The organism is Azospirillum ramasamyi (assembly GCF_003233655.1).
GTDB classification, from domain to species: Bacteria; Pseudomonadota; Alphaproteobacteria; order Azospirillales; family Azospirillaceae; genus Azospirillum; species Azospirillum ramasamyi.
The window spans coordinates 701064-711934 of record NZ_CP029830.1 but is presented as its reverse complement, the minus strand read 5'-3'; the positions used below and the strand labels follow the sequence as shown (position 1 = coordinate 711934).

Below are 10871 nucleotides of genomic sequence, written 5' to 3'. Positions count from 1 at the left end.
TCTCCCTATGGACGTTTGTTGGTTGATCAGGCGTGATCAGGTCGGATGAACGTTCGTCTTAGAGCCAGCCCTTGATGCTGGCCACCATGGCGTCGGTGGAAATGCCATAGAGGTCGTGCAGGGTCGGCAGGGCGCCGGCCTTCAGGAATTCGTCGGGCAGACCGATCTGACGGAAGACCGGGGCCACGCCGGCGCGCAGCAGGGTGCCGGCCACCGCCTCGCCCAGCCCGCCGATGACGGTGTGGTTTTCCGCCACCACCACCATGCGGCCGGTCCGCGCCGCTTCGCGCAGGATGGTCTCGGTATCGAGCGGCTTGATGGTGGGGACGTGCAGCACCGCGACGCCGACCTTGTCGGCCTCCAGCCGCTGCGCCACCTCCAGCGCCCGCATCGTCATGATGCCGGAGGAGATCACCAGAACCTCGGCGCCGTCGCGCAGCAGCTTGGCCTTGCCGAGTTCGAACTTGTAGTCGTACTCGTCCAGCACCAGCGGAACGTTGCCGCGCAGCAGCCGCATGTAGACCGGACCGTTATGCGCGGCCATGGCCGGCACCGCCTGCTCGATCTCGTGGGCGTCGCAGGGGTCGATCACCACCATGTTCGGCATGGCGCGCATCAGCGCCAGATCCTCCGCCGCCTGATGGCTGGGGCCGTAGCCGGACGTCAGGCCCGGCAGGGCGCAGGCGATCTTGACGTTGCGGTTCTCCTCCGCGATCGTCTGGTGGACGAAATCGTAGGCCCGGCGCGAGGCGAAGACGGCGTAGGTGGTGACGAAGGGCATCATGCCCTCATGCGCCATGCCCGACGCCGCACCCATCAGCAGCTGTTCGGCCATGCCCATCTGATAGAAGCGGTCGGGATAGGCCTGGGCGAAGATGTGCAGGTCGGTGTATTTGGCGAGATCGGCGGTCATGCCGACGATCTCCGGCCGCTGCTTCGCCAGCTCGACCAGCGCATGGCCGAAGGGGGCCGGCTTGGTCCGCTGCCCTTCCGCCGCGATCGAGGCGATCATGGCGGAGGTCTTCAGGCGCGGCTTTGCGGTGGTGTTTGCAGCGGTGCTCATGCGGTCCTCCCGGCGTCGAGCGCGTCCAGCGCCAGCTGCCATTCGTGCGCGTCGACGCGGATGAAGTGGTTCTTTTCGCGGGCTTCGAGGAAGGGCACGCCCTTGCCCATCTTGGTGTCGCAGACGATCATCCGCGGCTTGGCCTCGGGGTGCGACTTGGCGGCGTCGAAGGCGGCCACCACGGCGTCCATGTCGTTGCCGTCCACCCGCTGGACGAACCAGCCGAAGGCTTCCAGCTTGTCCACCAGCGGCTCGAAGGCCATCACCTGGGTGGACGGGCCGTCGGCCTGCTGGTTGTTGACGTCGACGATGGCGATCAGGTTGTCGAGCTTGTAATGGGCGGCCGACATGATGGCCTCCCACACCGACCCCTCGTCCAGTTCGCCGTCGGAGAACAGGGTGTAGACGCGGCTGGCGGAGTTCTTGCGCTTCAGGCCCAGCCCGATGCCGACCGCGATGCCGAGGCCGAGGCCGAGCGAGCCGCCCGACATCTCCATGCCCGGCGTGTAGCTGGCCATGCCCGACATCGGCAGGCGGCTGTCGTCGCTGCCGTAGGTCTCCAGCTCCTCCGCCGGGATGATGCCGGCCTCGATCAATGCCGCGTAGAGCGCGATGGCGTAATGGCCGTTGGACAGCAGGAAGCGGTCGCGCCCCTCCCAGTGCGGGTCTTCCGCCCGGTAGGTCATGGCGTGGAAGTAGGAGACCGCCAGAACGTCGGCGATGTCGAGGGCCTGGCCGATATAGCCCTGCCCCTGCACCTCGCCCATCAGCAGGGCGTTGCGGCGGATGCGGTAGGCGCGTTCGGCCAGCGGCACATTGTGCCCCAGCGGGGTGGTGTCGAGTGCGATGTCCACGGGGGGTGTCTCCAGCATTTCGGGATCAGTGGATCAGCATGCCGCCGTTGACGTCGAGCGTGGCGCCGGTGATGTAGGAGGACAGCTCCGAGGCCAGGAACAGGCAGGAGCGGGCCACATCCTCGGCGTCGCCCAGGCGGTTCAGCGGGATGCCCTTCAGGATTTCCGCCCGCAGCTCGTCGGTCAGCTTGCCGCCGGTGATGTCGGTCTGGATCAGGCCGGGCGTCACCGAATTGACGCGGACATTGTCCGACCCCAGTTCGCGCGCCATCGCCTTGGCGAGACCCAGCACGCCGGCCTTGGCCGCGCTGTAGTGCGGGCCGCCGAAGATGCCGCCGCCGCGCTGCGCCGAGACGGACGAAATGCAGACGATGGAGCCGGACTTGCGCTCGCGCATGTGGGGAACGACCGCCTGGCTCATGTACAGCGTGCCGCGCAGGCTGACGTCGGTCACCGCCTCGTAGTTCTTCGGGCCGATGTCCATGAACTTCAGCGGCTGGGTGATGCCGGCGTTGTTGACCAGCACGTCGATGCGGCCGAACTCCTCCACCACGCGGTTGGCGGCGGCGAAGCAGGCGTCCCGGTCGGTCACGTCGCAGGCGAAGCCGCGATGCGCCTCGCCCAGTTCGGCGGCGGCTTCGGCCGCCTGCGCGCCGTCGAGGTCCAGGATGATCGCGCGCCCGCCATGCAGCGCGAAAAGCCTCGCGGTCGCCCGGCCGATGCCGCGGCGCGACGCCGCGCCGGTGATCACGCAGACCTTGTTGGACAGCAGCATGCTCGCTCCCTTTTATCGAAGCAGGCTCCGCCGTGGCGGCCCTGTGGATGCCGCGACGGAGCGCAGGTTTCGCTCGGTTGTGGTGATTTCGCTGCGGCCGGCAGATGATTCGTCCAGCCGATGATTGAAGTGATCCTATGGGCTTGAGATGAATTCGACAAACGAATAAGATTGCTCATCGATGAAACAAATTCATCTGAATGGCGCGATGCGGAAACGGGTTTCAATCAAGGCTTTGCAAGCGTTCGAGGCTGCCGCGCGGCTGGGTTCCTTCGCGACTGCGGCGGAGGATCTCGGGCTGACGCCGTCGGCGATCAGCCACCAGGTGAAAATCCTGGAGGAACAGCTTGGCTTGCCGCTGTTTCATCGGGTGCACCGTTCGGTTGCGTTGACCGATGCCGGGCGCAGTTTCGCCACCGAGATCATCGGCGCCTTCGCCCGGATGGAGACCGCCATCCGCAACGTCACCACATCCAACAGCGGCACCGAGATCCTCACCGTCCGCTCGATGCCCAGCTTCGCCACGCAATGGCTGATGCCGCGGCTGAACCGGGTGAAGGCCCTGCATCCCGCCATCGACATCCGGCTGCGGGCCTCGGTCTCGCCCATCGACCTCACGGCGGGCGCGGTGGACGTGGACATTCGCTACAACCCCGGCCCGCCGCCGGCCGGCTGCATGCTGGAGCAGTTCCCGGAGGACGTCATCGTACCGATGTGCTCGCCGGCACTGGCGAACGGGCTGATCCCGATCCGCGAGCCGAAGGATCTCAGCCGCCACATCCTGATCCATTCGGAGATCAACATCGTGGGCTGGCGCGACTGGGCGCGCAAACATCGCGGCGTGCAGCTGGACATGGACCGCGGCCTGCGCTTCGACCGCTCCTTCATGGCGATCAACGCGGCGGTGAACGGCATGGGGGTGTGCCTGGACAGCCTGCTTCTCGCCCGGCAGGAGCTTCAGTCCGGCCAGCTGGTCGTCCCCTTCCCCACCCGCGGCCTGCGGGCGCAGGGGCATGGCTTCGTCACGCTGAAATCGACCGCCGACCTGCCGAAGATCAGGCTGTTCCGCCAATGGCTGTTCGGCGAACTGGACGCCGGCCGCCAGTGGGAGGAGCAGTATCTCGACTCGCTCGGAACGCCCGCCGCCGGGGACTGACCCCGGAGGGCGGGCCGGGCCGCCGAACCTCCCGCCGCGAGGGGCGGGGGGCCGTCACCCCATAGGGGGCATGCGGTCGATCAGCTTGTCCAACGTGATGGGATAGTCGCGCACGCGCACGCCCGTGGCGTTGTAGACGGCGTTGGCGATGGCGGCGCCGACGCCGCACAGCCCCAGCTCGCCGACCCCCTTCGCCTTCATCGGCGACGACATCGGGTCGGTCTCGTCCAGGAAGATCACCTCCTGGTGCGGGATGTCGGCATGGACCGGCACCTCGTAGGCTGCGAGGTCGTGGTTGACGAAGAAGCCGCCGCGGGTGTCCACCGCCAGCTCCTCCATCAGCGCCGCCCCCACCCCCATGGTCATCGCGCCGATCACCTGGCTGCGCGCCGACAGCGGGTTCAGGATGCGGCCCGCCGCGCAGACGGCCAGCATCCGCCGCACGCGGATTTCCGCCGTCGCGGCATCGACGCCGACCTCGACGAAATGCGCGCCGAAGGTCGATTGCTGGGCCTTCTTGTCGAGGTCGCCATATTCGATGGCGTCCTCCGCCGCCAGTTCGCCGCCGCCGGCCGCCTGGGCCAGCGGCGCGCTGCGGTTGCCCGACAGCACCTGCCCATCCGCGAACTGCGCGTCCGCCGAATTGAAGCCCAGCTTCTGCGCCACCGCCTCGCGCAGCTTCACGCAGGCGGCATAGACGCCGGCGGTGGAGTTGTTGGCGCCCCACTGCCCGCCCGACCCGGCCGATGCCGGAAAGCCGGAATCTCCGAGCCGCACCACGACCTTGTCCAGCCCGACGCCCATCATCTCCGCCGCGGTCTGGGCGATGATGGTGTAGCTGCCGGTGCCGATGTCGGTCATGTCGGTTTCGACCGTCACCACGCCCCGCTTGTCCAGCCGCACCCGCGCCGCCGATTTGGTCAGCAGGTTGTTGCGGAAGGCCGCGGCCATGCCGACGCCGACCAGCCAGCGCCCGTCGCGCACCCGCCCCGGCTCGACGCTGCGCTTGCTCCAGCCGAAGCGCTCGGCGCCGGTGCGCAGGCATTGCACCAGCTGGCGCTGGGAAAAGGGCCGCTCCGGCTTTTCCGGGTCGACCTGGGTGTCGTTGAGGATGCGGAACTCGACGGGATCGATCTTCAGCCGCTCCGCCATCTCGTCCATGGCGATCTCCAGCACCATCAGGCCCGGCGCCTCGCCCGGCGCCCGCATGGCGTTGCCTTCCGGCAGGTCGAGATGGGCGAGCCGCGTCCCGCTCAGCCGGTTCGCCCCGGCATAGAGCAGGCGCGTCTGGTCGGTCGCCGTCTCCGGCTTGCCGTCGGGCAGGTTGCCGGACCAGCTTTCATGGGCGATGGCGGTGATCCTGCCGTCGGGGGTGGCGCCGATGCGCACCCGCTGGATCGTCGCCGGCCGGTGGGTGGTGTTGTTCGCCATCATCGGCCGCGGCAGCGCCACCTTGACCGGCCGCCCGGCCGCCTGCGCCCCCAGGGCCGCCAGCAGCGTGTCGGCACGCAGGAACAGCTTGCCGCCGAAGCCGCCGCCGACGAAGGGGGAGATCACGCGGACCTTCTCCTTCGGCATCTCCAGCGTCGCGGCCAGATCGGTCGCCGCCCAGTCGATCATCTGGTTGGAGGTCCACACCGTCAGCCGGTCGCCCTGCCAGGCGGCGATGCTGGCATGCGGCTCCATCATCGCGTGGGTCTGGTCGGGCGTGCTGTAGGTTTCGTCCAGCTTGACCGGCGCGGCGGCGAAGGCGGCGGCGAAGTCGCCGACGACGGAGTCCTCCTTCCTGTGCTCCTCCCCATCGCCCATGGCGTCCCTGGCGCGGGCGAGATCGAAGGCGCCGTCGGCCTTCCGGTACTCGACGCGGACGAGGTTCGCCGCGGCGCGCGCCTGCTCGAAGCTCTCGGCGACGACCAGGGCCACGGCCTGATGGTAATGGTCGATCTCCGGCCCGGCCAGAAGCGGAGCGACGTTGCGCTTGCCCTTGCCGAGCTTGCCCGCGGTCTCATGGGTGACGACGGCGAGCACGCCCGGCGCGGCCTTCGCCTCGTCCACCGACAGGGACGCGATGCGGCCCTTGGCGATGCCGGCGCCGACGGCATAGCCATAGGCCTGGTTCGGCACCACGTCGTGGCGTTCATAGGCGTAGGGCGCCGTTCCGGTGGTCTTCAGCGGCCCGTCGATGCGGCTGGTCGGCTTGCCGACGACCTTCAGCTGGTCGATCGGGTTGGTGGCGGCGGGGGTGTCGAACTTCATGGCTCAGCCTTTCGCTTCGGCCAGGACGGAGCCGAGCGTTCGCTCGACCAGCGGCAGCTTGAAGGCGTTCTCCGGCGTCGGCTTGGCGCCGTCCAGCAGTTGCGCCGTGACGGCCTTGGCCCCCTTGGGCATTTCGGCCTCCGCCGCCTCGACGCGCCACGGCTTGTGCGCGACGCCGCCCAGCGCCACCCGCCCGTTGCCGTCCGGCTGAACCACCGCCGCGACGGCCACCAGCGCGAAGGCGTAGGAGGCGCGGTCGCGCACCTTGCGATAGATGTGCGTGCCGCCGACCGGGCGCGGCAGGGTCACCGCGGTGATCAGCTCGCCCGGCTCCAGCACGGTTTCGATGTGCGGGGTGTCGCCGGGCAGGCGGTGGAACTCGGCGATCGGGATGCTGCGGGCGGCGCCGTCCGGCCGCACCGTCTCCACGGCGGCGTCCAGCACGCGCATCGCCACCGCCATGTCGCTGGGGTGGGTGGCGATGCAGGCTTCGCTGCCGCCGATCACCGCAAGCTGGCGGCTGTAACCGCCGATGGCGGCGCATCCGCTGCCGGGCCGCCGTTTGTTGCAGGGCTGGGCGGTGTCGTAGAAATAGGGGCAGCGGGTGCGCTGAAGCAGGTTGCCCGCGGTGGTCGCCTTGTTGCGCAGCTGGCCCGAAGCCCCGGCGAGCAGCGCCCGCGACAGAACCCCGTAATCGCGCCGCACCCGTTCGTCGGCGGCGAGGTCGGTGTTGCGCACCAGCGCGCCGACGCGCAGCCCCCCGTCCGGGGTCGGCTCCACCTTGTCCAGCGACAGGCCGTTGACGTCGATCAGATGGACCGGCGTCTCGATCTCCAGCTTCATCAGGTCGAGCAGGTTGGTGCCGCCGGCGATGAACTTGGCGCCGGGGGTGCGGGCGGCGGCGGCGGCGGCTTCGGCCGGGCTGCCGGCGCGTTCGTAGCTGAAGGGCCTCATGCCTCCCTCCCGGCGACCTCGGTGATCGCGTCCACGATGTTGGAATAGGCGCCGCAACGGCAGATGTTGCCGCTCATCCGCTCGCGCAGCTCGTCGGCGGTCAGCCTCGGCGCCGCCATCAGGTCGGCGCTGACATGGCTGGGGATGCCGGCCTCGATCTCCTTCAGCACGGCGACGGCCGAACAGATCTGGCCGGGCGTGCAATAGCCGCACTGATAGCCGTCATGCTTCACGAAGGCGGCCTGCATCGGATGCATCCGGTCGGGCAGGCCCAGCCCTTCGATGGTCGTGATGCTGTCGCCCTGGTGCATCACCGCCAGCGACAGGCAGGAGTTGATCCGCCTCCCGTCGAGCAGAACGGTGCAGGCGCCGCATTGCCCGTGGTCGCAGCCCTTCTTCGGGCCGGTCACCTGCAGATTTTCGCGCAGCGCGTCGAGCAGGGTGGTGCGGGTGTCCAGCGTCAGGTCATGGCTGCGGCCGTTCACCGTGAAGGACACGGTCGAGGTGACGGGTGCCGGCGTCTGTTGCGGGGCGGCGTCGCCGATGGCCGCTTCGGCCGGCACCGGGAAGCTTCCCGCCGTCAGCGCGATGGTCGCCGCGGTTCCCATCAGGACTCCGCGCCGTGTTACGTCCAGGTCGCCGGGCTGGTGCATCGCGTGCTTCCCTCCTGTCGTCAAAGCCATGCCCGTCGGCCGCGAAAAAGGTCCGCCCCGCTTCGCTTCCGCCAACGCGCATCCACACAAGCTGGATCGCGCCGGCCGGACGATCAGCCCCCAATTCGCGATAGAGCCTATAAGTTCAGATCATGAAACAACGCCGGCCCGCCGGGGTTACGCCGGGTTGCGGATTTTTCGTGCCCGGCGGTGCAATCAACGAGTCTGGCAACGAGCCGGGCCGCGGCAAGGCCGGTGTCATGTACGGCCCCATGAGGCCGGGCCCTCCTGGGAGTGGACACATGAACATCGACCGCATCGTCATGGCCTTCGCCGGAATCGTCATCCTGGCAGGCCTCGTGCTGTCGCATCCTCACAGCATGGCGTGGCTGCGGCCACCCGCCTTCGTCGGCGCGAACATGCCGCAGGCCGCCTTCACCTGATTTCCGCTCTCGTCAAAGGACAACGATCATGCACAAGGACTGGCCGGATATGACCGGCGAGCTGTCCGGCGCCATCCGCGAACTGCGCGGCGGCGCGCCGGAGGTGATGAGGGCCTTTTCCGGCATCGCCCAGGCCGCGCTGAAGGCAGACGCGCTCGACACCAAGACCAAGGAACTGATCGCCCTGGCCATCGCCGTCGCCATCCGCTGCGACGGCTGCGTCGGCTTCCATGCCGAGGCCGCGGTGAAACAGGGCGCCACCCGCGAGGAGGTGATGGAGACCATGGGCATGGCCGTCTACATGGGCGCCGGCCCCTCCGTCATGTATGCGGCCCAGGCGCTGGAGGCCTATGACCAGTTCACGGAAAAGGCCAAGTCCACCGCCTGACCGGAGCGGGCGCCGCCCTTCAGCCCCCGATATAATGCGGCATCAGCTTGGCCTGATCGCCGACCCAGACGCTGCAGCGGCTGTCCTGGTTTCGGAAGAAATAGACCTTGCCGGGCTGGCGCCTGTTCTGCGGATCGACCAGATTGGCCCCGCCGGAAAAGGCGACGCCATAGCGGAAATCCGGCGTCGCCGCCCAATAGAGGCCGTCGATCTCCTGCAGGAAGGCGCCGCGCCGGCACAGCTGCGACAGGGTGCGGTCGAAGGTGGCGAGGCCGTTCAGCCCTTGCGGCAGGGCGTAGACGCGGCGGCTTTCGGTGCGGCGCGGGCGCGGCTGGTAGCCCGGCGGCGGGGGCTCGTAGGCGCGGAAGGGCGGGCGCAGATGGCCGGGATCGGTGCGGTCGGTGGGCAGCACCTCCTGCGCTCCGGCGGACAGCGGCAGGAAGAGGATTGGCGGCAGGCGGCCGCGCACGCGCGCGGCCTCCACCATGCGGACGCCGCCGACGCCGTACAGTTCGGTGGAGACGAGGTCGGCGGCGATCTGGCCGGCGTTGGGGTGGTTGGTCGGGTTCTCGAACGGCAGAACGGCGACGGTGGCGCCGGCCGGCGGCGCGGTCCCCGGCTGGGCGAAGTCGCGGCTGTTGATCTGCCCGACGTTGCACCCCGACAGCAGCAGCCCGGCCAGCAGCAGCCCGCTGCAAGCCCGTATTCCCTTGGCTTTCATCCCCACAGCCGCCGGTCCCATCGCGTCACGCATCCCCATTCCGCCGTTTCCCTTCCTTCAACCATGAAGACGTTGACACACCGTCAGTAACGCCGGACCAGAGTGACACCCGCGCTGTTCACCGCGCCGGCCGTGCCGCGCGCGGTGGAACGGGCATGGGCGGCGCGGATCTCCGGTTCCAGCCAGTCCGCCGGCTCCCAACCCAGGAAAACCGCGCCCTGCGGCCCGCTGCGCCCCGCCGGTCGTAGGCGTAGCCGAGCTGCGCGGCATAGCGGACATAATCGGCAACATGGTCCTCGGCATTGATATGGAGCGCGTGGACCTCGCGCGTCGCGGCCGGCAGCGGGACATAGGTCCGTCCGTCCGCGTTCTGCCGTTCCTCGCGATGGCCGACATACTCGGCGTCCAGCTCATAGGCGACGCCGGCGAGCGGCCCGGCGGCATTCAGGGTGTAGCGCAAGGAGCCTTCCACCGTGGCGCTGCGCGCCAGATCGGCGGCATCGGCCGGTCATGGACCAGCCCGGCCTCCAGCCGGGAGCGTGCGCCATGGAAGGGTTCCAGCCGGCCGTCGGCGCGCTGGGCGGCATCGACATCCACTTCGCGCCGCTCCAGCCCCCAGGTCAGGCTGGTGGAGCGGCCAAGTTCCTGCACGCCGCGGAGCCGCGCGATGCGCTGCATGTCGGCGTCGCGCACATGCTGCCAATCGACATCGAGGCGCACGCGGTCGGCGTTCGCGTACAGAAGCAGCGCCTCGTCCGGCTTTCCGGTCGCGGTCAGGGCGACGTCGCCGACCGTCACCGGCACGGCCGGGGGCAGGTTCTCGCGCTTGCCCGTGGACGGATCGTCAAGTACCCGGACCTCATGCCCGGCGGCGAGCAACCGCTCGATCAGGTGCGAGCCGATGAAACCGCAGCCGCCGGTGACCAGATAACGCGCCATCGTTGCGGCTCCCCCGCTTTTGCGTGTGAGTGGGGCTCTTACGCAAGAACTGGGATGGCGGATCTCATGCCGCTCGCGGAAATCGCTGAAATCGGGCGCCGCCTGTCCGAATCCGCTCAGGCGGCGGTCAGGAAACCGGCGACGGCGGCCTGGAATTCCTTGGGCTTGATCGGCTTGGAAACATGGCCGTCGAAGCCCGCTTCGGCCAGCCGGCGCTTGTCGGCGGGGGTGGCGAGGTTGGTCACGGCCAGCACCGGGGTCGGGGCGAGGTCGCCATCGGCGCGGATCTGCTTGATCAGCTCCAGCCCCGACAGGCCGGGCATCACGATGTCCATCACCACGAGATCCGGGGCCGATTCGCGCATCAAAGACAGGACGGAGGTCGCGTCGGACGCCTCGACGACGGCGAAGCCGGCTTCCTCCAGACACCGGACGAAGAGCTTGCGCATCAGCACATTGTCTTCGACCACCAGGATCGTCCGGGTCCTATCGACCGTATCCACCACCATCTCGTCATCCGGCCCTTGGTTCCGCGCCCCCATGGCGGACCCCGCGGCGCAGACCGGCGCGCGGGACCGCACACGGCATGTCCGCGCGGGATTTAACAAAAGAGTTCCGTGTCTACGGCTTTTGGTTTCGCCGGTCAAGCCGCCCCCGGCTTTGGTGAAG

Annotated in this window: 12 protein-coding genes and 1 pseudogene; 3 read left to right on the top strand and 10 right to left on the bottom strand. The window is 68.9% G+C overall.

Annotation, left to right across the window (positions count from 1 at the left end):
- Window positions 1-58 precede the first annotated feature (58 nt).
- From DM194_RS15655 to DM194_RS15645, 3 genes are read right to left on the bottom strand one after another with little or no spacing between them, the layout of a single operon-like run.
- Entirely contained in the window at window positions 59-1105 is a 1047-nt protein-coding gene (locus DM194_RS15655) for a transketolase family protein (RefSeq protein WP_111068470.1), read from the bottom strand.
- Complete coding sequence (locus DM194_RS15650; RefSeq protein WP_246024351.1) at window positions 1060-1935, bottom strand: transketolase; 876 nt, start codon at window positions 1933-1935, stop codon at window positions 1060-1062. The genes DM194_RS15655 and DM194_RS15650 overlap by 46 nt, the downstream gene beginning before the upstream one ends.
- A 7-nt stretch (window positions 1936-1942) precedes the next feature.
- Window positions 1943-2692, bottom strand: a complete 750-nt coding sequence (locus DM194_RS15645) for an SDR family NAD(P)-dependent oxidoreductase (RefSeq protein ID WP_111068469.1) — start codon at window positions 2690-2692, stop codon at window positions 1943-1945.
- A 208-nt stretch (window positions 2693-2900) separates the two neighbouring features.
- Between DM194_RS15645 and DM194_RS15640 the strand changes: the two genes are divergently transcribed.
- Complete coding sequence (locus DM194_RS15640) at window positions 2901-3848, top strand: LysR substrate-binding domain-containing protein (RefSeq protein WP_111068706.1); 948 nt, start codon at window positions 2901-2903, stop codon at window positions 3846-3848.
- Window positions 3849-3902: 54 nt separating this feature from the next.
- Here DM194_RS15640 and paoC read toward each other — a convergent pair whose 3' ends face one another.
- From paoC to paoA, 3 genes are read right to left on the bottom strand one after another with little or no spacing between them, the layout of a single operon-like run.
- Window positions 3903-6104: an aldehyde oxidoreductase molybdenum-binding subunit PaoC gene (gene paoC / locus DM194_RS15635; RefSeq protein WP_111068468.1), complete on the bottom strand. Its 2202-nt coding sequence runs from the start codon at window positions 6102-6104 to the stop codon at window positions 3903-3905.
- A gap of 3 nt (window positions 6105-6107) precedes the next feature.
- A complete protein-coding gene (locus tag DM194_RS15630) occupies window positions 6108-7058 on the bottom strand; it encodes an FAD binding domain-containing protein (RefSeq protein WP_111068467.1) in 951 nt (316 codons plus the stop codon).
- Complete coding sequence (gene paoA, locus DM194_RS15625) at window positions 7055-7711, bottom strand: aldehyde dehydrogenase iron-sulfur subunit PaoA (RefSeq protein ID WP_111068466.1); 657 nt, start codon at window positions 7709-7711, stop codon at window positions 7055-7057. Before paoA ends, DM194_RS15630 begins: the two co-directional genes overlap by 4 nt.
- A 302-nt stretch (window positions 7712-8013) precedes the next feature.
- On the opposite strand from paoA, the gene DM194_RS28460 reads away from it, so the two are divergent.
- Window positions 8014-8154, top strand: coding sequence for a hypothetical protein (locus DM194_RS28460; RefSeq protein WP_176581438.1), 141 nt, complete (start codon window positions 8014-8016; stop codon window positions 8152-8154).
- Window positions 8155-8182: 28 nt separating this feature from the next.
- Window positions 8183-8542: a carboxymuconolactone decarboxylase family protein gene (locus DM194_RS15620; protein WP_111068465.1), complete on the top strand. Its 360-nt coding sequence runs from the start codon at window positions 8183-8185 to the stop codon at window positions 8540-8542.
- Between the two features lie 19 nt (window positions 8543-8561).
- Here DM194_RS15620 and DM194_RS28730 read toward each other — a convergent pair whose 3' ends face one another.
- The 4 genes and pseudogenes from DM194_RS28730 to DM194_RS15600 form a co-directional block, all read right to left on the bottom strand.
- The gene (locus DM194_RS28730) at window positions 8562-9302 is read right to left on the bottom strand and encodes a hypothetical protein (RefSeq protein ID WP_246024350.1); all 741 of its coding nucleotides are present in this window, start codon (window positions 9300-9302) and stop codon (window positions 8562-8564) included.
- Between the two features lie 79 nt (window positions 9303-9381).
- Window positions 9382-9723 (bottom strand): hypothetical protein, encoded by a 342-nt coding sequence (locus DM194_RS15610; RefSeq protein WP_111068464.1) that lies wholly within the window; start codon window positions 9721-9723, stop codon window positions 9382-9384.
- Window positions 9724-10043: 320 nt separating this feature from the next.
- Window positions 10044-10202 (bottom strand): annotated as a pseudogene (locus tag DM194_RS15605) (NAD-dependent epimerase/dehydratase family protein); the annotation flags it as partial.
- A 116-nt stretch (window positions 10203-10318) separates the two neighbouring features.
- A complete protein-coding gene (locus tag DM194_RS15600) occupies window positions 10319-10744 on the bottom strand; it encodes a response regulator (protein ID WP_246024349.1) in 426 nt (141 codons plus the stop codon).
- Window positions 10745-10871 lie beyond the last annotated feature (127 nt).

Excerpts from the sequence above, each read along its gene's own strand:
- DM194_RS15600 (WP_246024349.1), bottom strand. The coding sequence starts at position 10,744 with ATGGGGGCGCGGAACCAAGGGCCGGATGACGAGATGGTGGTGGATACG.
- DM194_RS28460 (WP_176581438.1), top strand. The coding sequence starts at position 8,014 with ATGAACATCGACCGCATCGTCATGGCCTTCGCCGGAATCGTCATCCTG.
- DM194_RS15645 (WP_111068469.1), bottom strand. The coding sequence starts at position 2,692 with ATGCTGCTGTCCAACAAGGTCTGCGTGATCACCGGCGCGGCGTCGCGC.
- DM194_RS15650 (WP_246024351.1), bottom strand. The coding sequence starts at position 1,935 with ATGCTGGAGACACCCCCCGTGGACATCGCACTCGACACCACCCCGCTG.
- paoA (WP_111068466.1), bottom strand. The coding sequence starts at position 7,711 with ATGCACCAGCCCGGCGACCTGGACGTAACACGGCGCGGAGTCCTGATG.
- paoC (WP_111068468.1), bottom strand. The coding sequence starts at position 6,104 with ATGAAGTTCGACACCCCCGCCGCCACCAACCCGATCGACCAGCTGAAG.
- DM194_RS15640 (WP_111068706.1), top strand. The coding sequence starts at position 2,901 with ATGCGGAAACGGGTTTCAATCAAGGCTTTGCAAGCGTTCGAGGCTGCC.
- DM194_RS15655 (WP_111068470.1), bottom strand. The coding sequence starts at position 1,105 with ATGGCAGCTGGCGCTGGACGCGCTCGACGCCGGGAGGACCGCATGAGC.
- DM194_RS28730 (WP_246024350.1), bottom strand. The coding sequence starts at position 9,302 with ATGGGGATGCGTGACGCGATGGGACCGGCGGCTGTGGGGATGAAAGCC.
- DM194_RS15630 (WP_111068467.1), bottom strand. The coding sequence starts at position 7,058 with ATGAGGCCCTTCAGCTACGAACGCGCCGGCAGCCCGGCCGAAGCCGCC.
- DM194_RS15620 (WP_111068465.1), top strand. The coding sequence starts at position 8,183 with ATGCACAAGGACTGGCCGGATATGACCGGCGAGCTGTCCGGCGCCATC.